This is a genomic window from Rhodovulum adriaticum (assembly GCF_004345735.1).
GTDB lineage: Bacteria > Pseudomonadota > Alphaproteobacteria > Rhodobacterales > Rhodobacteraceae > Rhodovulum > Rhodovulum adriaticum.
The window spans coordinates 60544-79427 of sequence record NZ_SLXL01000005.1 but is presented as its reverse complement, the minus strand read 5'-3'; the positions used below and the strand labels follow the sequence as shown (position 1 = coordinate 79427).

Genomic DNA, 18884 nt, shown 5'->3' with positions numbered 1-18884 from the left:
CATGGCCAAAACCAACCCGGGCCGGTTTTTCGAGGATTACACGGTGGGGCAGGTGATCGCCCATGCCGTGCCGCGCACCCTGTCGGGGGGGGAACGGGCGCTGTATCACGCGCTCTACCCCGCGCGGCATGCGCTGTATTCCTCGGATGCCTTTGCGCAATCCTGCGGCCTGCCCGCCGCGCCGCTGGACGACCTGATCGCGTTCCACACCGTGTTCGGCAAGACGGTGCCGGACATCAGCCTGAACGCGGTGGCAAACCTGGGCTATGCCGAGGGGCGCTGGCACCGCCCGGTCTGGCCCGGCGATACGCTGCGGTCCGAATCCGAGGTGATCGGGCTAAAGCAGAATTCCAACGGCAAGTCCGGCGTCGTCTGGGTCCGCACTCGCGGCCTGAACCAGAAGGACGAGGTCGTTCTGGACTATGTCCGCTGGGTAATGGTGAAAAAGCGCGACCTGGACGCCCCCGCGCCCGAAACCGTGATCCCCGATCTGGCGAAATCGGTCGCGGCCGCGGATCTGGTCGTGCCCGAGGTGCTGAACTTTACCAACTACGATTTCACCCTGGCGGGGGAACCGCATCGCTGGGGTGACTACGAGGTGGGCGAGATCATCGACCATGTCGACGGCGTGACCATCGAAGAGGCCGAGCACATGCAGGCTACGCGCCTGTGGCAGAACACCGCCAAGGTGCATTTCGACGCCACCTTCCGCGAGGATGGCAAGCGGCTGATCTATGGCGGCCATGTCATCAGCATGGCGCGCGCGCTGTCCTTCAACGGGCTGGCCAACGCGCAGATGATCGCGGGGCTGAACGGGGGGGCGCATGCCAACCCCTGTTTCAGCGGGGATACGGTGCGCGCCTGGACCGAGGTTCTGGACAAGGCGGAAACCGGCGCGCCGGGCGTGGGCGCGTTGCGGCTGCGGCTGGTCGCGGTCAAGCAGGGCGGCGTGCCGGGCACCCTGAAGGGCGAGGACGGCAAGTATCTGCCGCACGTTCTGCTGGACCTGGACTACTGGGCCTTGATGCCGCTTTGACGGTTGGACTGGAAAATTGTGATCACGGTGACCTATTCCGTGATCACAAATCTGGATTTTTTCGCGTCCGCAGCGAAAAAACGGGCTTGAAACCCGGTCAGCCCCGTGACTCCGGCGGAAAACTTGTTATCACATCGGTCCACGACCGCGCCCCAGCACGAGAGGGACACCATGGCTGACGTCAATCGCGGCAATCGTCCGCTTTCCCCGCATCTTCAGGTTTACCGTCCTCAGCTGACCTCGGTGACCTCGATCTTTACCCGGATCACCGGCAACGCACTGATCGTGGGGGCCATCCTGGTCGTTTGGTGGTTCATCGCCGCGGCCAAGGGGCCAGAGGCATTCGCCCGCGCGGATTGGGTGCTGACCTCTTACCTGGGCGATCTGGTGATGTTCCTGTCGGCCTGGGCGCTTTGGTATCACACGCTGGCGGGGATCCGGCACCTGATCTGGGACACCGGCCGCGGCCTGGCGATCGAGACCGCCGAAAAGCTTGGCCTCGCGATCATCGCGGGCTCGGCCATCCTGACCATCCTCACCGTTATCATCGTCTGATTAGGGGGACACGATGCGCTTCATCACCGACCGCAAGCGTGCCGTGGGTCTCGGCGCCGCTCACGCAGGGACCGAGCATCACTGGTACATGATCGTCAGCTCTGTTGCGCTGATCGGATTGATCCCGCTTTTCGTTATCATCTTCGGCTCGACCCTCGGCAAGCCGTATGAAGAGGTCGTGGCGACCTTCTCGCGCCCCTTCCCGGCGGTGGTGACGCTGCTGACGATTTGGGTCGGCCTGATGCATTTCCGGCACGGCGCGCAGATGATGATCGAGGATTACGCCCGCGGCGTGACCCGCAAGATCCTGCTGATCGCGATGATCTGCATCAGCTACACGGCCATGGCGGCCGGCCTTTACGCGATCGTCCGCATCGCGATCTGAGATTTCACGGAGAGACGGGCAGATGGCCGCTTACGAATACGAGACACATGAATACGACGTGGTTGTGGTCGGCGCCGGTGGCGCGGGCCTGCGCGCCACGCTGGGCATGGCCGAACAGGGCCTGCGCACCGCCTGCATTACCAAGGTGTTCCCCACCCGCAGCCACACGGTCGCGGCCCAGGGCGGCATCGCGGCGTCCCTGGGCAACATGGGGCCGGACCACTGGCAATGGCACATGTACGACACCGTCAAGGGGTCGGACTGGCTGGGCGACACCGACGCGATGGAATACCTGGCGCGCGAGGCGCCCAAGGCGGTCTATGAACTGGAACACTACGGCGTGCCGTTTTCCCGCACCGAGGCGGGCAAGATTTACCAGCGCCCCTTTGGCGGCCACACGACCGAGTTCGGCGAGGGCCCGCCGGTGCAGCGCACCTGCGCCGCCGCCGACCGGACCGGCCACGCGATCCTGCACACGCTTTACGGCCAGTCGCTGAAGCAAAAGGCCGAATTCTTCATCGAGTACTTCGCCATCGACCTGATCATGTCTGAGGACGGGCAATGTCAGGGCGTCGTTGCATGGAAACTGGATGACGGGTCCATTCACGTCTTTGCCTCGAAAATGGTGGTGCTGGCGACCGGCGGCTATGGCCGGGCCTATTTCAGCGCGACCTCGGCCCATACCTGCACCGGCGACGGCGGCGGGATGGTGGCGCGCGCGGGCCTGCCGCTGCAGGACATGGAATTCGTGCAGTTCCACCCCACCGGCATCTACGGCGCGGGCTGCCTGATTACCGAAGGCGCGCGCGGCGAGGGCGGGTACCTGACCAACTCGGAAGGCGAGCGGTTCATGGAACGCTACGCCCCGACCTACAAGGATCTGGCCTCGCGCGACGTGGTCAGCCGCTGCATGACCATGGAAATCCGCGAGGGTCGCGGCGTGGGGGCGGGCAAGGATCACATCCACCTGAACCTGTCCCACCTGCCGCCTGAAACCCTGGCCGAACGCCTGCCGGGCATTTCCGAAAGCGCCAAGATCTTTGCCGGTGTCGATGTCACCAAGGAACCGATCCCGGTTCTGCCGACGGTGCATTACAACATGGGCGGCATCCCCACCAACTACTGGGGCGAGGTGCTGAACCCGACCGCCGACAACCCCGACAACATCGCGCCCGGCCTGATGGCCGTGGGCGAGGCCGGCTGCGCCAGCGTGCACGGCGCGAACCGCCTTGGCTCCAACTCGTTGATCGACCTGGTGGTCTTTGGTCGGGCGGCCGCGATCCGGGCCAAGGACGTGGTGGACCCCACCACCGCCGTTCCGACGCCGAACCAGGCCTCGATCGACGCGGCGCTGAGCCGCTTTGACGGGCTGCGCTATGCCGAGGGTCAGACCCCCACCGCCGAGCTGCGCCTTGAGATGCAGAAGACGATGCAGGCCGATGCCGCCGTCTTCCGCACCGAAAAGACGCTGGCCGACGGTGTCAGGAACATGACCGCCATCGCCGGCAAGATGGGCGATATCAAGGTTACCGACCGCTCGCTCATCTGGAACTCGGACCTGATGGAAACGCTGGAGCTGACCAACCTGATGCCCAACGCCCTGGCCACCGTGGTCAGCGCCGAGGCGCGCAAGGAAAGCCGTGGCGCACACGCGCACGAGGATTACCCCGACCGCGACGACGCCAACTGGCGCAAGCACACGCTGTCCTGGGTCGAGGCCGAAAACGTGCGGCTTGCCTACCGCCCGGTGCACCTGGAACCGCTGAGTACCGCCGAGGACGGCGGCATCGACGTGGCCAAGATCGCGCCCAAGGCGCGGGTCTACTGAGGAGACGAGGGAATGGTTGAACTGACGCTCCCCAAGGACTCGGTCATCAAGACCGGCAAGACCTGGCCGAAACCGGACGGCGCAACCAATGTGCGCAAGTTCCAGATCTACCGCTGGGATCCGGATACCGGCGAAAACCCCCGGGTGGATACCTATTTCGTCGATCTCGATACCTGCGGCCCGATGGTTCTGGACGCGCTGATCAAGATCAAGAACGAAATCGACCCGACCCTGACCTTCCGCCGCTCTTGCCGCGAGGGGATCTGCGGGTCCTGCGCGATGAATATCGACGGGACCAACACGCTGGCCTGTACCCGCGGCATGGATGAAATCAAGGGCACGGTAAAGATCTACCCGCTGCCGCACATGCCCGTGGTCAAGGATCTGATCCCCGACCTGACGCATTTCTATGCCCAGCACGCCAGTATCATGCCCTGGCTGGAAACCGAAAGTAACGAGCCGGTCAAGGAATGGCGCCAGTCGCCCGAGGACCGGAAAAAGCTGGACGGTCTCTACGAATGCATCATGTGCGCCAGCTGCTCGACCGCCTGCCCGTCCTACTGGTGGAACGGCGACAAGTATCTCGGCCCCGCCGCCCTGCTGCACGCCTATCGCTGGATCATCGACTCGCGCGACGAGGCCACGGGCGAACGGCTGGACCAGCTTGAAGACCCGTTCAAGCTGTACCGCTGCCACACGATCATGAACTGCACCAAGACCTGCCCCAAGGGGCTGAACCCGGCCAAGGCCATCGCCTCGATCAAGAAGATGATGGTCGACCGCGCGATCTGAACGCTGCCGGAAATCCGATCCGCGAACGGCCGGTCCCCCGTGGGCCGGCCGTTTTTCGTGGCTGGCGACCCTTGCACCCAGCACATGCCGAGTTTCGCGCAACGGCAGGTGCGCAGCCCCGCCAAGGGGCGTATCGTCCAAAGCGGGAGGAGTAACCGAACCCGAACGGAGGGTTACATGCCCCGTACTGCCAAGCCGCGCCATGTCGGTGCGAAAGAAGCCTTGAAAATCCTCGAAGATTCCTACGCCTACTACGCGCCTGCGCATGTGTTCGTGCCCGGCCAGCGCGAACCCGAGGAATACTACGAATACTGCGCGGCAAGCTGAGCACGCGATCCGGGCCGCCGCGGCACTTGCCGCGCGTCTCGTTCCGCGTTCTGATGGGGGGATGAGCAATGCACCCCCCGATGCAGATGCCCGCCGGGCCGCCCGCCCGGTGGTCTGCTACCCGCCCGATCGCCTGCCCGCCCCCGACGCGGGGTGGATGGCACGTCTGCGCGCCGGGCTGACGCCCCGCGAAACCCTCACCGTGCCGCCGCGCACGGCCCGCTGCCTGCGCGTGCCCGCGGGCCATGTGCTGCGGATTTCCTGCGTGCAGGGGCCACAGGTGGGCGACCTGAACCTGTGGAACGCGGACGACCTGTCGGAACGTTTCTATTCCGGCAAGACCCGCGCGCTGTACGGCACGCACCTGACGACCGGGCACCGGCTGTGGTCGTCCTTTCCACATCTGCGCCCGATGGCTACGATCATCCATGACAGCCTGGCCTGGTACGGATTCGATGCGGACGGGGCCGGGGTGCATGACGTGATCGGCACCCGCTGCGACCCCTATACCGACCATCTGCTCAGCGGCGGGCAGTACCACCATTGCTGCCATTCCAATCTGGTGCGTGCGCTGGCCGCGGCAACCGGCCTGCCGCCGGACCGGGCCGAACCCCATGTGCATGACGTTTTCAACGTCTTCATGTGCACCGGCTTCACCCGCGACATGCACCAGTATTTCACCAAGGCCAGCCCGGTCCGCCCCGGCGACCACATCGACCTGTTTGCCGAAATCGACCTGCTGGCCGCGCTGTCGGCCTGCCCCTGGGGCGATTGCGCCTCAAACAGCACCGAAACCGCGTGCTGCCACCCCCTGGACATGACCGTTCTCGCGCCGGACCCGGATGCGCTGACGGGCTGGCAGCCGCCCGCGCCCAATGGCTATGACCGCTCGCACGGGGCGTAACGCCTGTCTTCTTCTTGGTAAAAATACCCATGGCGCAAAGCGGGCCACGGGCGCGGCGCCGGGGGTCAGGCGAAGGCGGCTGACAGCGCGATCTCGACCATGTCGGTAAAGCTCCGCTCGCGGTCATCCGATGTCAGGGCGGCGCCGCTGGACAGGTGATCGGACACGGTCAGGACCGCCAGCGCGCGGGCGCCGTGGCGCGCGGCGACGGTGTATAGCTCTGCCGCCTCCATCTCTACCGCCAGGACGCCGTGCCGCGTCATCTGCGCGGTCAGGTCGGGGCGTTCGTCATAAAAGCTGTCGGTCGAATAGATGCCGCCCACATGGGGCACGATCCCCCGCGCGCGGGCGGATCGTTCCGCCGCGGCCAGCAGCCCGTAATCCGCACAAGGGGCGAAGTTCAGATCGCCGAAAAGCCCCTTGGACGGCGTCGATAGCGACGAGGCCGTCATCGCCAGCACGATGTCGCGCAGCCGGATATGATCCTGCATTCCCCCGGTCGAGCCGATGCGGATCAGCGTTTTGGCCCCGAAATCGCGGATCAGTTCGTTGGCGTAGATCGACAGCGAGGGCATGCCCATACCGCTGCCATGGATCGTCACGCGGTGGCCGTTCCAGGTGCCGGTATAGCCCAGCATGCCCCGCACCCTGTTCACGCAGACCGGATCGGTCAGGAAGGTTTCCGCCGCCCATTTCGCCCGCATCGGGTCGCCGGGCATCAGGACGGTTTCAGCGATCTCGCCGGGATTTGCGCCGATATGGATGGTCATTGGCCCCTCGTCAAAGCGTCGGCGCAGGCTAGCGCGGCGGCGCGGGGCGGCCAAGCCCCGCCCATGTCGGATCGCGCAGGGGGCGCTGCCCCCGTCGCCCGTTCCGGGCGACTCCCCCGGGGTATTTGGCCCAAGAAGAAGGGGCGGCGGGCGCCTATTCGGCGGCCACCGGGGCCGGGTCGATCAGGCCGACGATGTCGAACATGATGCGGTTCAGTTCGAAATCCTTGGGCGTATAGACCTTGGCCACCCCCATCGCGCGCAGGCGCGCGGCGTCGTCGTCGGGGATGATGCCGCCGACCACGACCGGGATGTGCATCAGGTCGTTTTCCTTCATCAGGCGCATCAGCGCCTCAAGCAGCGGGATATGGCTGCCCGAGAGGATCGACAGGCCCACGACATGCACGTCTTCGGTCTTGGCGGCCTCGACGATTTCGCCGGGGGTCAGGCGGATGCCCTCATAGGTGATGTCCATCCCGCAATCGCGGGCGCGGGCGGCGATCTGTTCGGCGCCGTTGGAATGGCCGTCCAGCCCCGGCTTGCCGACCAGCAGTTTGGGCCGGCGGCCCAGGCGGCCGGCCAGCGCGTCCACCTCGGCGCGGATCTCGTCCAGGCCCTCGGTCCGGTTGGAGGGGTTTTTCGACACGCCGGTGGGGCCGCGATACTGGCCGAAGACGGCGCGCATCACGTCGGCCCATTCGCCAGTGGTGGCGCCCGCGCGGGCGGCCTCGATCGAGGGGGGCATGATGTTTTCGCCGGTTTCGGCGGCCAGGCGCAGCGCGGCCAGGGCCTTGGCGACGCGGTCGCCGTCGCGGTCGCGCCGCCAGGCGTTCAGGCGGGCGATCTGGTCGGCCTCGGCATCCTTGTCGGCGACCATGATCGCCTCGTCGCCGGCGGTCAGCGGCGAGGGTTCGGCCTCGGTCCAGCGGTTGACGCCGACGACGGTCGTTGCGCCGCCCTCAATCCCGGTGATGCGGTCCGAGTGGCTTTCGACCAGGCGGGATTTCATGTATTCGATCGCCGCCACGGCACCGCCCATCGCGTCGATCTGGGCCAGTTCGGCGCGGGCGTTTTCCTTCAGTTCCTCGACCTTCTTGGTCACGGCCGGGTTGCCGTCGAACAGATCCTCGTATTCCAGCAGGTCGGTTTCGTAGGCCACGATCTGCTGCATGCGCAGCGACCATTGCTGATCCCAGGGGCGCGGCAGGCCCAGGGCCTCGTTCCAGGCGGGCAGCTGCACGGCGCGGGCGCGGGCCTTTTTCGACAGGGTCACGGCCAGCATCTCGATCAGGATGCGGTAGACATTGTTTTCCGGCTGCTGCTCGGTCAGGCCCAGGCTGTTCACCTGCACCCCGTAGCGGAAGCGGCGGTATTTTGGATCCTCGACCCCGTAGCGTTCGACGCAGATCTCGTCCCACAGATCGACGAAGGCGCGCATCTTGCACATCTCGGTGACGAAACGGATGCCCGCATTCACGAAGAAGGAAATCCGTCCGACCATGGCCGGGAAATCCTCGGGTGCGACCTTGCCCTTCAGGTCGTCCAGCACCGCCGTCGCGGTGGCCAGCGCGTAGGACAGTTCCTGTTCCGGCGTCGCGCCGGCCTCTTGCAGGTGGTAGGAACACACGTTCATCGGGTTCCATTTGGGCAGATGTTCGCGGGTATAGGCGGCGACATCGGTAATCATGCGCAGGGACGGTTTTGGCGGGCAGATATAGGTGCCGCGGCTGAGGTATTCCTTGATCAGGTCATTCTGCACCGTGCCTTGCAGCTTGCTGATGTCGGCGCCCTGTTCCTCGGCCACGGCGATGTAAAGCGACAGCAGCCAGGGCGCGGGCGCGTTGATCGTCATCGAGGTGTTCATCTGTTCCAGCGGGATCTGATCGAACAGCAGGCGCATGTCGCCCAGGTGATCGACCGGCACGCCGACCTTGCCGACCTCGCCGCGGGCCAGTTCGTGGTCGCTGTCATATCCCGTCTGGGTGGGCAGGTCGAAGGCCACCGACAGACCTGTCTGGCCCTTGGCAAGGTTGCCGCGATAAAGGGCGTTGGACGCCTTGGCGGTGGAATGGCCCGCATAGGTACGGAACAGCCAGGGGCGGTCTTTGGTGGTTTCGGTCATGGCACGCCTCGGGATTCGGGGTGGCAATAAAATTTCGCTTCAGGCGTCATAATGAAAATATCATGTCGATGTCAATTCGCTGCGTCGCGGCACGGGTTGCAACGTAAGGGTCATAAAATTACCAATCAGACCCCAAAATGCGTTGCAAAGTTGCGCGTGGAATTCTATCTGACGGGGAACCACCGCGCGATTCTGCGCTGCGGCGAACCGAATAACCAGCAAGGAGGCCCCGATGGCACTCGACACCAACCCGTCCGTCGTCCCCTACGAGGCGCCCGAAAAGGACCTGTACGAAATCGGCGAGATGCCCCCTATGGGCTATGTGCCGTCCAAGATGTACGCTTGGGCCATCCGGCGCGAACGCCATGGCGAGCCGGACAAGTCCTTCCAGGTCGAGGTCGTGGAAACCCCCGAGATCGACAGCCACGAAGTGCTGGTCCTCGTGATGGCCGCAGGCGTGAACTATAACGGCATCTGGGCCGGCCTGGGCATCCCTGTGTCGCCTTTCGACGGGCATGGCGCGCCCTATCACATTGCCGGTTCGGATGCGTCGGGCATCATCTGGAAGGTCGGTTCGGCCGTGAAGAACTGGAAGGTGGGCGACGAGGTCGTGATCCACTGCAACCAGGATGACGGTGACGACGAGGAATGCAACGGCGGCGATCCGATGTTCAGCCCCAGCCAGCGGATCTGGGGCTATGAAACCCCGGACGGGTCGTTTGCGCAGTTCACCCGCGTGCAGGCGCAGCAATTGCTGCCCCGCCCCAAGCACCTGAGCTGGGAGGAAGCGGCCTGCTACACGCTGACGCTGGCCACCGCCTATCGCATGCTTTTCGGCCACCACCCGCATGAGCTGAAGCCGGGCCAGAACGTGCTGGTCTGGGGTGCGTCGGGCGGTCTGGGCTCGTTCGCGATCCAGCTGATCAACACCGCCGGTGCGAACGCCATCGGCGTGATCTCGGATGAAACCAAGCGCGATTTCGTCATGGACCTGGGCGCCAAGGGCGTGATCAACCGCAAGGATTTCAAGTGCTGGGGGCAACTGCCCAAGGTCAACACGCCCGAATACAAGGAATGGTTCACCGAGGCGCGCAAGTTCGGCAAGGCGATCTGGGACATCACCGGCAAGGGCAACAATGTCGACATGGTGTTCGAACACCCCGGCGAGGCGACGTTCCCAGTTTCGACCTTTGTGGTGAAACGCGGCGGCATGGTGGTGATCTGTGCGGGCACCAGCGGGTTCAACCTGACGATGGATGCGCGCTATGTCTGGATGCACCAAAAGCGCGTGCAGGGCAGCCACTTTGCCCACCTGAAACAGGCCGCCGCCGCCAACCGGCTGATGTGCCAGCGGCGCCTTGATCCCTGCATGTCCGAGGTCTTCCCCTGGGCGGAAATCCCCCAGGCCCACCTGAAGATGCTGCGCAACGAGCACAAGCCGGGCAACATGGCCGTTCTGGTGCAGGCGCCGCGCACCGGGCTGCGCACGTTCGAGGACGTGCTGGAGGCCGGCCCGACCGTCTAAGGCTGGTGCAGCGCGGGGCGGGGCGGTAGGGTCCGCCCATGACCCTGCCCGCGCTGACATTTTCTGATGACCAGGCCCAGGCCCATGACCGCGTGGCAGACCTGCTGCGCGGCATGGGCGTCGACCTGTTGAACGCCCGCCTGACCCCACGCGTAGAGGGCAAGGCGGGCCTCTTGGCCGTGACCGGCAAGGCAGGGTCCGGCAAGACGATGCTGCTGGCCGAACTGGTCAAGGCGCTGGGCGAGGTCGGGGTCAAGACCGTGTCGGGCGATTACGAGGGGCGGCGCGGGCGCGACCGGCGGACCCTGGCGATCCTGGCCCCGACCAACAAGGCGGCCAGCGTTTTGCGGCAACGCGGCGTGCCAGCGACCACGATCCACCGCATCATCTATACCCCTGTCTACGATCCCGAATACGAAAAGATCGCCCAGTGGCTGACGGGCGAGGGCGACCGCCCGGAAATCGAGGGGCTGACCGAAGAGGCGCTGGACCGCGCCCATGCCTTTTACCAGAGCAACAACTCGGTTCCCGGTGCGTTGGCCGCCGCGGGGCTGCGGGGCAGCGATTTCATCCTGGGCTGGACCCGGCGCGAGGATCCGCTGGATATCGGTTTCGTGGACGAGGCGTCGATGCTGGACGAACGCCAGTTCGAGGATTTGCAGGACATCTTCTCGACCCTGGTCCTGTTCGGCGATCCCGCGCAGCTGGCGCCGGTGAAACAGTCCGGCAAGATGGTGTTCGACGGGCTGGATGCCGATCAGGTGATGCACCTGCACCGCATCCACCGGCAGGCCGACGATAACCCGATCCTGGACCTGGCCCACGCGTTGGCCGACCCCGACCTAGGGTTCGAGGATTTCGAGCGGCTGATCGAACAAAAGGCTGCGCAGGACGATCGGGTTCAGATCGGCCGCCGGGTCGATTCCGACCTGATGGCGCGTTCCCCCGTGCTGGTCTGGCGTAACGCGACGCGAATCCGGCTGATCCATGCCTTTCGCGCCGCCCATAGCGCCCCCGCCGACGACCTGCTGCCGGGCGAGCCGTTGATTTGCGACGGGATCGAACTGCCGCTGAAACATCGCAAGAAACGGCTGGACCTTGAGGCGCGCGGCCTGATCAAGGGGGCGCAGGTGATTTACCTTGGCCCCGGCCGCAAGCCCGGCTTTTCCCGCCTGCACGTCATCGGGGCCGAAGAGCCGCAGCTTTCGGCCGCCTCGATCGTCAAGATCGAACTGCCCGAGGAAGAGGAACCCTTCATCCCGTTTGCCGCGCATATGGGGGCCACCTTCCTGCATGGCGCGGCGGTGACCATTCACAAGGCGCAGGGGTCGCAATGGGACACGGTCCAGGTCTTTGCCCCTGACCTGTACTCCGCCGCGCGAATGGGCCGGGTGGAGGCCGGGCAACCGCTGTGGAAACGGCTGGCTTATGTCGCGATCACCCGGGCCGAACACCGGCTGATCTGGGTCACCCGCTACGCGCTGGCCCGGCCGAAACAGCCGCTGTCCACGGGCGATCTGGCCGCACCCGCCGCGCCCCTGACCCTGAGTGCAGAGGAGCCAGCGCCATGAGCGGACAGTCCATCCTGATTACCGGCGCCAGCAGCGGCATCGGGCGGGCCTGTGCCGAGATGTTCCTGGCCCAGGGCTGGCGCGTGGGCCTGTTGGCCCGCCGCGCCGAGGTGCTGGCGGACATCGCGGCAGGGCATGACGGCGCGCTGGCGCTGCCCGCCGACGTAACCGATCCGCAGGCGGTGGAGGCGGCATTCGACCGTTTCACGGAATGGGCCGGGCGGCTGGACGTGCTGTTCAACAATGCGGGGCTGTTCGGTCCCTCTGCCCCGATTGATGAGGTCGCGCTGGACGATTGGGCGCAGGTGCTGGCGGTGAACCTGAACGGCATGTTCCTGTGTGCCCGCGCCGCGTTCGCCCGGATGCGCGCGCAGACCCCGCAGGGCGGGCGGATCATCAACAACGGCTCGATTTCCGCGCACACGCCGCGGCCCGGCTCGGTCTGCTATACCACCACGAAACACGCGATCACTGGGCTGACCAAATCGCTGTCGCTGGACGGGCGCCCCCATGGCATCGCCTGCGGCCAGATCGACATCGGCAACGCCCGCACCCCGATCGTCGAGGATCTGAACCAGCGCGCCCGTGCCAGCGGCCAGCCGGTGCAGCCCACCATGGCGGTAGAGGATGCCGCGCGCTCCGTCCTGCACATGGCCAGCCTACCGCTTGAGGCCAACGTGCAATTCATGACGGTGATGGCCACAACCATGCCCTATATCGGCCGGGGGTGACCGAAACGCCGATTGCGGCCCGCGCGGTGCTGTGGCACTTCCCCCGCAGATGCGCCGATCTGCTGCCATAACCGCCTATCTTGGCCTCTGCCGCTGGCTGGACCGGCTGGCGTTGGGGCTGTGCGTGGTGGCCGGTCTGTTCCTGACCGGCGCGGTGCTGGCCATCGTGGTACTGCGCTACGGCTTTGGCACCGGGTTCATCGAATTGCAGGACGCCGCCGCCTATGCCTTTGCCGCGCTGATGGCGCTGTCCATTCCCGTGACGCTGGCCCGTGGCGGCCATGTCCGGGTCGAGGTCATTTCCGAACGCCTGCCGCAGGCCTATCTGCGCGGGGCCGATGCGGTGGCGCTGGTAATCTTTCTGATCCCGGTCTTTGGCTTGTTGATCCGCGCGTTCTGGCCCGATCTGGCCTATAGCTGGTCGATCCGCGAAGGGTCTGTGGAAACAGGGGGGCTGGGTGGCCTTTACCTGGTCAAGACCGCGCTGCCGGTGGCCGCCGGTCTGACCATCCTGCAAGGGCTGGCGCAGGTGCTGCGCCCCGCACCCGGAAAGGACAGCGCATGACGGTCGAGGCCGGTTTCCTGCTGGCGATGCTGGTTGGGCTGTTCGCGGGCATCCTCAGCGGTATTCCGGCGATGCTGGCGATTGCGGGCGTGCCGATGCTGACCGCGCTGATCGGCGCGGGCGTCGGCGTGTTCGACCTGGATTTCCTGAACTTCTTTCCCGGCCGGGTCTGGGGGGTGATGTCCAACCGCCTGCTGATGGCGGTGCCGCTGTTCGTGCTGATGGGCGTGCTGCTGGAACGCGCGCGTCTGGCCGAACGCATGCTGGGCGTGCTGGGCCGCCTGACCGGCGGATCGGCGCGCGGCATGGGGCTAAGCGTGCTGGCCTTTTCCACGCTGATTGCGGCCTCTACCGGCATTATCGGGGCGACCGTGGTGATGCTGGTGCTGATTAGCCTGCCCGCCATGCGCGCGGCGGGCGTGGACAAGCGGCTGGCCGCCGGGCTGGTCTGTGCCAGCGGGACGCTGGGGCAGGTGATCCCGCCCTCTATCATCCTGGTGCTGCTGGGCGACCAGATCGGCAATGTGTATCTTGAGGCGCAGCAGGCCGCCGGTAATTTCGCGCCCGACCCGGTGTCGGTGGGCGATTTGTTCGCAGGCGCGCTGGTGCCGGGGCTGATGCTGGTCGGTCTTTACGCTGTCTATCTGGCGATCCGTCTGAAACCGGCCCACAACGCCGTGCCCACACCGCGCGATCCCGTGCCGATGGGCGAGGTAGTGTTTACCTTTCTGCCGCCGATCCTGCTGATCCTGGCGGTGCTGGGGTCTATCCTGGCCGGTGTGGCCACGACGACCGAGGCCGCAGGCCTGGGCGCCATCGGGGCACTGTTTCTGGCGGGCTATGGCACAGAGGGCGGGCGCACGGGCCGCTGGGCGATTGCCGCCGGTGCCCTGGCCGCGCTGGTGCTGGTTGCCATCGGGCTGGCCGGGCTGGGCCGCGCGGGCGCGGGCAGCATAGCGGGCGCGGTGGCACTGGCCGCCGGTGCGCTGATCGGGCTGGGCACGCTGGCCGCCGGCTGGCGCACCTGGCGCGCAGGCCTGTTGCCCGGCGCGATGGAGGAAACGATCCGCATTTCCGGTATGGTGTTCGGCATCGTCGTGGCGGCTGCGCTGTTGTCGCTGGTCTTTCGCGGCTTTGGCGGTGACCGCATGGTGGCGGATCTGATGGCAGGCCTGCCCGGGGGCGGCATGACAGCCATCGCGCTGGTGATGGCGCTGATCTTCGTGCTGGGCTTCATCCTGGAGGCGGTGGAGATCATCTATATCGTCGTGCCCCTTTTGGGGCCGCCGATCCTGGGCACCGATATCTCGCCCGTGTGGTTCGCCATCCTGATCGCGATGAACCTGCAAACCAGTTTCCTGACGCCGCCCTTCGGCTTTGCGCTGTTCTATTTCCGCTCTGTCGCGCCGCGCGACATCTCGACCGTCGATACCTATCGCGGCGTCTTGCCCTTTGTGCTCTTGCAGTTGATGGCGCTTGGGGTTCTGATCGCCGTGCCGGGGCTGGCAACATGGCTGCCCGACCTGATTTTCCGCTGAGACCCCAGACGAAAGGGACCGAAATGCACCGCAGAACCTTCCTCAAGACCGGCGCGGGCGTGACCGCCGCCGGGGCGCTTGCCACGCCTGCCATCGCGCAGGGCAAGATCAAGTGGAAGCTGCCCACCGCCTTTCCCAAGATGGCGCCGGGGGTCGGGACCAACGTGACCACCTTTGCCGCGCGGGTTGCGGCGATGTCGGACGGGCGGCTGACGTTCGATGTCTACGGCGCGGGCGAACTGGTGCCGCCCTTCGGGGTGGAGGATGCCGTGCAGCAGGGCAAGGCGCCCGTGGGGCACGGCCCCACCTATTACGCGGCGGGCAAGAACCCCGCGCTGCACTGGTTTACCGGCGTGCCCTTTGGCATGACCTCGAACGAGCATTACGCTTGGCTGCGTTGGGGCGGCGGGCAAGAGGTCTGGGACGAGATCTATGCCCAGCGGAACCTGAAGCCGATCTATTCCGGCAACTCCAACACCCAGTCGGGCGGCTGGTTCAAGAAACCGATCGAGTCGGTGGCCGACCTGCAGGGCCTGAACATGCGCATCGCCGGTCTGGGCGGCGAGATCTACCGCAAGCTGGGCGTGAACGCGGTGCTGATGCCCCCGCCGGAAATCTTCCAGGCGCTGCAATCGGGCGCCATTGATGCCGCTGAATGGGTCGGGCCGATGCTGGACCAGGCGTTCGGTCTGCAAAAGATCACCAACCTGTGCTACCTGCCTGCCTTCAACGAACCGGGGGCGGGGCTGGCCGTGGTGTTCAACGCCGACGCCTGGGCCGAACTGCCCGCCGATCTGCAAGCTATCTGCGAAAGCGCCGCGCTGACCGCCGCGCTGGAGGCACAGGCCCAGTTCGACCACTTCAACGCCAAGGCCCTGGTCGAGCTGAAGGCGCAGGGCGTCGAGTTCCGCAATTTCCCCGCGGACGTGATCGCCGGTCTGCGCGCGGCCTGGGACGAGGTGCAGGACGACCTGGCCGCCGCGAACCCGGATGTGGCGCGCGTGCGTGAAAGCTACGATCCGGCCCTGGCACAGGCCCGCGATTACGCCGTGGCGATGACGGCGCCGCTGCTGACCGGGCGGGGCTGATATGGCCGCGCCTCTGCCGCTGCCTGTCAACCGCTTCAAGGCCGGGCTGGCCGAGGGGCGGCTGCAATGGGGCATCTGGAACGCGATTCCGGGGCCGGTGGTGTCAGAGGCGCTGGCCGCCTGCGGCTATGACTGGGTGGTGATCGACACCGAGCACGGACCGCTGGAACCAACCGACGTGCTGCCCGCGTTGCAGGCCATGGGCGGCTATCCCGGCTGCGCCCCCGTGGTGCGGCCCGCGATCAACGATCCCGTCCTGTTCAAGCGGTTGCTGGACATGGGGGCGCAGACCCTGCTGGTGCCTTACGTGCAATCGGCGGACGAGGCGCGCGCGGCGGTGCAGGCGATGCGCTATCCGCCGCGCGGCATCCGGGGCGTGGCCGGTGTGACGCGGGCCAGCCGGTTCGGGCTGGTGGACGACTATATCGGCCGGGCCGAGGCCGAGTTGTGCCTGATCGTGCAGGTGGAAACCCGCGACGGGCTGGATCGGCTGGAAGAGATCGCCGGGGTCGAGGGCGTGGATGCCGTGTTCATCGGCCCGGCGGACCTGGCGGCCAGCCTGGGCCATCCCGGCGACATGGCCCATCCAGAGGTCGTTGCCGCCATCGAGGGGGCCTTTGCCCGGCTGAATGCAATCGGCGTGCCCGGCGGCATCCTGGCGACCGACCCGGCCTATGCCCGGCGCTGCGCGGAACTGGGCGCGGCCTTTGTCGCGCTGGCCGTCGATGCGGGGCTGTTGACCCGCGCGGCACTGGACCTGCTGGACGGTATGCGCGCCGATCCGGCCTAGGTGCCCGTGGCCCGTGCGGGATTTGGGTATTTGGACCAAGAAGAAGGACAAGGGATGACACCGCAGGCGGTCGAGGCGCTGTTTACCCGCGGGGACGGCAGATATCTGTTTGCGCGCTGGGGGCGGCCGATTGCGCCGGTGGTATTCGGCGTGGCCGAGGAAACGCTGGCCACCGTCAAGGGCGCGTGCGAGGCCGTGGTCGCGCTGGCGGGCCACAAGATGGCCGAGACCGACCCGGAACTGGGCGCCAACCTGATGGTATTCTTCTTCCGCGAGTGGGGCGAGTTGCTGGAAACGCCCAACCTGGAAAGGCTGGTGCCCGATCTGGGCCCGCTGGTGGCGCGCCTGCGGGTGGCGGGCGCGAACCAGTATCGGTTCTTTCGGTTCGATGAGGGCGGCGCGATCAAGGCGGCCTTCGTCTTTGTGCGGATGGATGACGAATTGTCGACACTGCCGGCAGAGACCATCGCGCTGAACCAGATGGTGCAGACCATCCTGCTGTGGTCGGATACAGCATTCACCGACCGCGGGCCGCTGGCGCGCACGCCTGACGGCACGCTGGTCCTGCGCCCTGAAATCGCGGGGGTGATCCGCGCGGGGTACGATCCGGTGATGCCCGCGATGGCCGAGGATGCCAGCCACGCGCTGCGGCTGGCGGCACGAATGGGGGCGGTGCAATGACCCATAGCTGCCAGATGCGCGTCTATTACGAGGACACCGACCTGGCCGGTATCGTCTATTACGCCAACTATCTGAAATTCATTGAACGCGCGCGCAGCGAATGGGTGCGCGGGCTGGGGGTGGACCAGAACCGGCTGAAGGCCGAGGAGGGCGTCGTTTTCGCCGTCCGGCGGGTCGAGGCCGATTACCTGAGCCCGGCCAAATTCGACGACCTGCTGACGGTGACGACCCGCGTGACGGCGGTCAAGCCCGCGCGTCTGATGCTGGCCCAGGAGGTGTTGCGCGGCCAGGATCGGCTGTTCGCGGCACAGGTCACCATCGTTGCCCTGGCCGAAAGCGGGCGGCCCACGCGGCTGCCGGCGGGGTTCCGCCGAGCGTTGGGTGCGGGCGCGGATAGGGGCGTATCCTGACGCCCTTGTGTTGGCCTTCGCGGTGAAAAACCTGTAGTCTGCTGTGTAAACAAGGCTGACCGTCACGGCCGCAACAACGAGCAGGCAGAATGGAAACAGAGACCCTTGCCATCGTGCAGGAGATTGACTTCTCCTTGCTGGCGCTTTTCGCGCGCGCGACCTTCACGGTCAAGATCGTGATGATCCTGCTGATCGCGGCGTCCTTTTGGGCCTGGGCGATCATCGTGCAAAAGCTGATCCTTTATCGCGGGGCGCGGGCGGCCTCGGCCGAATTCGACCGTGCCTTTTGGTCGGGGGAGCCGCTGGACGAGCTGTTTGAAACGCTGGGCCCCGAACCCTCTGGTGCGACCGAGAAGATCTTTGCCGCCGGGATGATGGAATGGCGGCGCAGCTACCGGCAGGATGGCGGGCTGATCCCCGGTGCCGCGGCGCGGATCGACCGATCCATGGACGTGGCCATCGCGAAAGAAGCCGAGGTGCTGAACGGCGGGCTGTCCTTTCTGGCAACGGTGGGGTCGACCGCGCCCTTTGTCGGGCTGTTCGGCACGGTCTGGGGGATCAAGCACGCGTTCGAACAGATCGCGTTGCAGCAAAACACCAACCTGGCCGTCGTGGCGCCGGGCATCGCCGAGGCGCTGGTGGCGACCGCACTGGGGCTGCTTGCGGCGATCCCGGCGGTCATTTTCTATAACAAGCTTTCGGCGGACAGCGATCGCATCGTGGGCGGCTACGAGAGTTTCGCCGACGAGTTTTCCACGATCCTGTCGCGCCAGTTGGACAGCTAGTCATGGGTGCGTCGCTGACCCCGCGCAAGGGACAGGGCGGGCGCCGGGCGCGGCGCCACCGCCGCCACCCGCCCGCGATGTCGGAAATCAACGTCACGCCCTTTGTGGACGTGATGCTGGTGTTGCTGATCATCTTTATGGTGGCCGCGCCGCTGCTGACGACCGGCGTGCCGGTAAAGCTGCCGGAAACCGCGGCGCAATCCCTGCCCGCCGCGCAGGAGGAGCCGCTGACCATCACCCTGACCGCCGACGGTCGCATCGTGCTGCAGACCGAGGAAATCGCCGCGCAGGCGTTGATCCCCAAGCTGCGCGCGGTGATGGCCGAACGCAGCGACGACAAGGTCTATCTGCGCGCGGACGGGGCCATCCCCTATGAACGCGTGGTGCAGGTCATGGGCGCGCTGAACGGTGCGGGGTTCCGCGATATCGGGCTGGTGACGGACCCGGGCGGGCCTGCGCTGGACGGGCAGGGCGAATAGGC

20 protein-coding genes are annotated in these 18884 nt (G+C 66.2%); 18 read left to right on the top strand and 2 right to left on the bottom strand.

What is annotated here, in order from left to right:
• Position 1: 1 nt before the first annotated feature.
• The 7 genes from EV656_RS09280 (at position 2) to EV656_RS09255 (ending at position 5827) form a co-directional block, all read left to right on the top strand.
• Positions 2 to 1036 carry a MaoC family dehydratase gene (locus tag EV656_RS09280; RefSeq protein WP_132602726.1) on the top strand — a complete coding sequence of 345 codons (1035 nt, stop codon included), beginning with the start codon at positions 2 to 4 and terminating at the stop codon, positions 1034 to 1036.
• A gap of 171 nt (positions 1037 to 1207) precedes the next feature.
• Entirely contained in the window at positions 1208 to 1591 is a 384-nt protein-coding gene (gene sdhC / locus EV656_RS09275) for a succinate dehydrogenase, cytochrome b556 subunit (protein ID WP_132602723.1), read from the top strand.
• A gap of 13 nt (positions 1592 to 1604) precedes the next feature.
• Complete coding sequence (gene sdhD / locus EV656_RS09270) at positions 1605 to 1976, top strand: succinate dehydrogenase, hydrophobic membrane anchor protein (RefSeq protein WP_132602720.1); 372 nt, start codon at positions 1605 to 1607, stop codon at positions 1974 to 1976.
• Positions 1977 to 1998: 22 nt separating this feature from the next.
• The gene (sdhA, locus tag EV656_RS09265) at positions 1999 to 3804 is read left to right on the top strand and encodes a succinate dehydrogenase flavoprotein subunit (protein WP_132602717.1); all 1806 of its coding nucleotides are present in this window, start codon (positions 1999 to 2001) and stop codon (positions 3802 to 3804) included.
• A 12-nt stretch (positions 3805 to 3816) separates the two neighbouring features.
• The gene (locus EV656_RS09260; protein WP_132602715.1) at positions 3817 to 4596 is read left to right on the top strand and encodes a succinate dehydrogenase iron-sulfur subunit; all 780 of its coding nucleotides are present in this window, start codon (positions 3817 to 3819) and stop codon (positions 4594 to 4596) included.
• A gap of 177 nt (positions 4597 to 4773) precedes the next feature.
• Positions 4774 to 4923, top strand: coding sequence for a hypothetical protein (locus EV656_RS16545; protein WP_165918976.1), 150 nt, complete (start codon positions 4774 to 4776; stop codon positions 4921 to 4923).
• 61 nt (positions 4924 to 4984) lie between these two features.
• The gene (locus EV656_RS09255; RefSeq protein ID WP_132602712.1) at positions 4985 to 5827 is read left to right on the top strand and encodes an urea carboxylase-associated family protein; all 843 of its coding nucleotides are present in this window, start codon (positions 4985 to 4987) and stop codon (positions 5825 to 5827) included.
• A 65-nt stretch (positions 5828 to 5892) separates the two neighbouring features.
• Here EV656_RS09255 and deoD read toward each other — a convergent pair whose 3' ends face one another.
• Positions 5893 to 6597 carry a purine-nucleoside phosphorylase gene (gene deoD / locus EV656_RS09250; RefSeq protein ID WP_132602709.1) on the bottom strand — a complete coding sequence of 235 codons (705 nt, stop codon included), beginning with the start codon at positions 6595 to 6597 and terminating at the stop codon, positions 5893 to 5895.
• A gap of 154 nt (positions 6598 to 6751) precedes the next feature.
• Positions 6752 to 8719 carry a protein meaA gene (locus EV656_RS09245; protein WP_132602706.1) on the bottom strand — a complete coding sequence of 656 codons (1968 nt, stop codon included), beginning with the start codon at positions 8717 to 8719 and terminating at the stop codon, positions 6752 to 6754.
• Between the two features lie 232 nt (positions 8720 to 8951).
• On the opposite strand from EV656_RS09245, the gene ccrA reads away from it, so the two are divergent.
• From ccrA to tolR, 11 genes are all read left to right on the top strand, one after another.
• Positions 8952 to 10244 (top strand): crotonyl-CoA carboxylase/reductase, encoded by a 1293-nt coding sequence (gene ccrA / locus EV656_RS09240; protein WP_132602703.1) that lies wholly within the window; start codon positions 8952 to 8954, stop codon positions 10242 to 10244.
• 38 nt (positions 10245 to 10282) lie between these two features.
• Positions 10283 to 11815 carry an ATP-dependent DNA helicase gene (locus tag EV656_RS09235; RefSeq protein ID WP_132602700.1) on the top strand — a complete coding sequence of 511 codons (1533 nt, stop codon included), beginning with the start codon at positions 10283 to 10285 and terminating at the stop codon, positions 11813 to 11815.
• On the top strand, positions 11812 to 12546 hold the full coding sequence (locus EV656_RS09230) for an SDR family oxidoreductase (RefSeq protein WP_132602696.1): 735 nt from the start codon (positions 11812 to 11814) through the stop codon (positions 12544 to 12546). The genes EV656_RS09235 and EV656_RS09230 overlap by 4 nt, the downstream gene beginning before the upstream one ends.
• A 49-nt stretch (positions 12547 to 12595) precedes the next feature.
• The gene (locus EV656_RS09225) at positions 12596 to 13111 is read left to right on the top strand and encodes a TRAP transporter small permease subunit (RefSeq protein WP_132602693.1); all 516 of its coding nucleotides are present in this window, start codon (positions 12596 to 12598) and stop codon (positions 13109 to 13111) included.
• Positions 13108 to 14649: a TRAP transporter large permease gene (locus tag EV656_RS09220; protein WP_132602690.1), complete on the top strand. Its 1542-nt coding sequence runs from the start codon at positions 13108 to 13110 to the stop codon at positions 14647 to 14649. Before EV656_RS09225 ends, EV656_RS09220 begins: the two co-directional genes overlap by 4 nt.
• Positions 14650 to 14672: 23 nt before the next feature.
• Entirely contained in the window at positions 14673 to 15737 is a 1065-nt protein-coding gene (locus tag EV656_RS09215; RefSeq protein ID WP_132602687.1) for a TRAP transporter substrate-binding protein, read from the top strand.
• Between the two features lies 1 nt (position 15738).
• Positions 15739 to 16527 carry an HpcH/HpaI aldolase family protein gene (locus tag EV656_RS09210; RefSeq protein ID WP_425057175.1) on the top strand — a complete coding sequence of 263 codons (789 nt, stop codon included), beginning with the start codon at positions 15739 to 15741 and terminating at the stop codon, positions 16525 to 16527.
• A gap of 54 nt (positions 16528 to 16581) precedes the next feature.
• The gene (locus EV656_RS09205) at positions 16582 to 17208 is read left to right on the top strand and encodes a hypothetical protein (RefSeq protein ID WP_132602684.1); all 627 of its coding nucleotides are present in this window, start codon (positions 16582 to 16584) and stop codon (positions 17206 to 17208) included.
• On the top strand, positions 17205 to 17618 hold the full coding sequence (gene ybgC, locus EV656_RS09200) for a tol-pal system-associated acyl-CoA thioesterase (protein ID WP_132602681.1): 414 nt from the start codon (positions 17205 to 17207) through the stop codon (positions 17616 to 17618). The genes EV656_RS09205 and ybgC overlap by 4 nt, the downstream gene beginning before the upstream one ends.
• An 89-nt stretch (positions 17619 to 17707) precedes the next feature.
• Complete coding sequence (gene tolQ / locus EV656_RS09195; RefSeq protein ID WP_132602678.1) at positions 17708 to 18403, top strand: protein TolQ; 696 nt, start codon at positions 17708 to 17710, stop codon at positions 18401 to 18403.
• Between the two features lie 2 nt (positions 18404 to 18405).
• A complete protein-coding gene (tolR, locus tag EV656_RS09190; RefSeq protein ID WP_132602675.1) occupies positions 18406 to 18882 on the top strand; it encodes a protein TolR in 477 nt (158 codons plus the stop codon).
• The last annotated feature ends 2 nt before the right edge of the window (positions 18883 to 18884 follow it).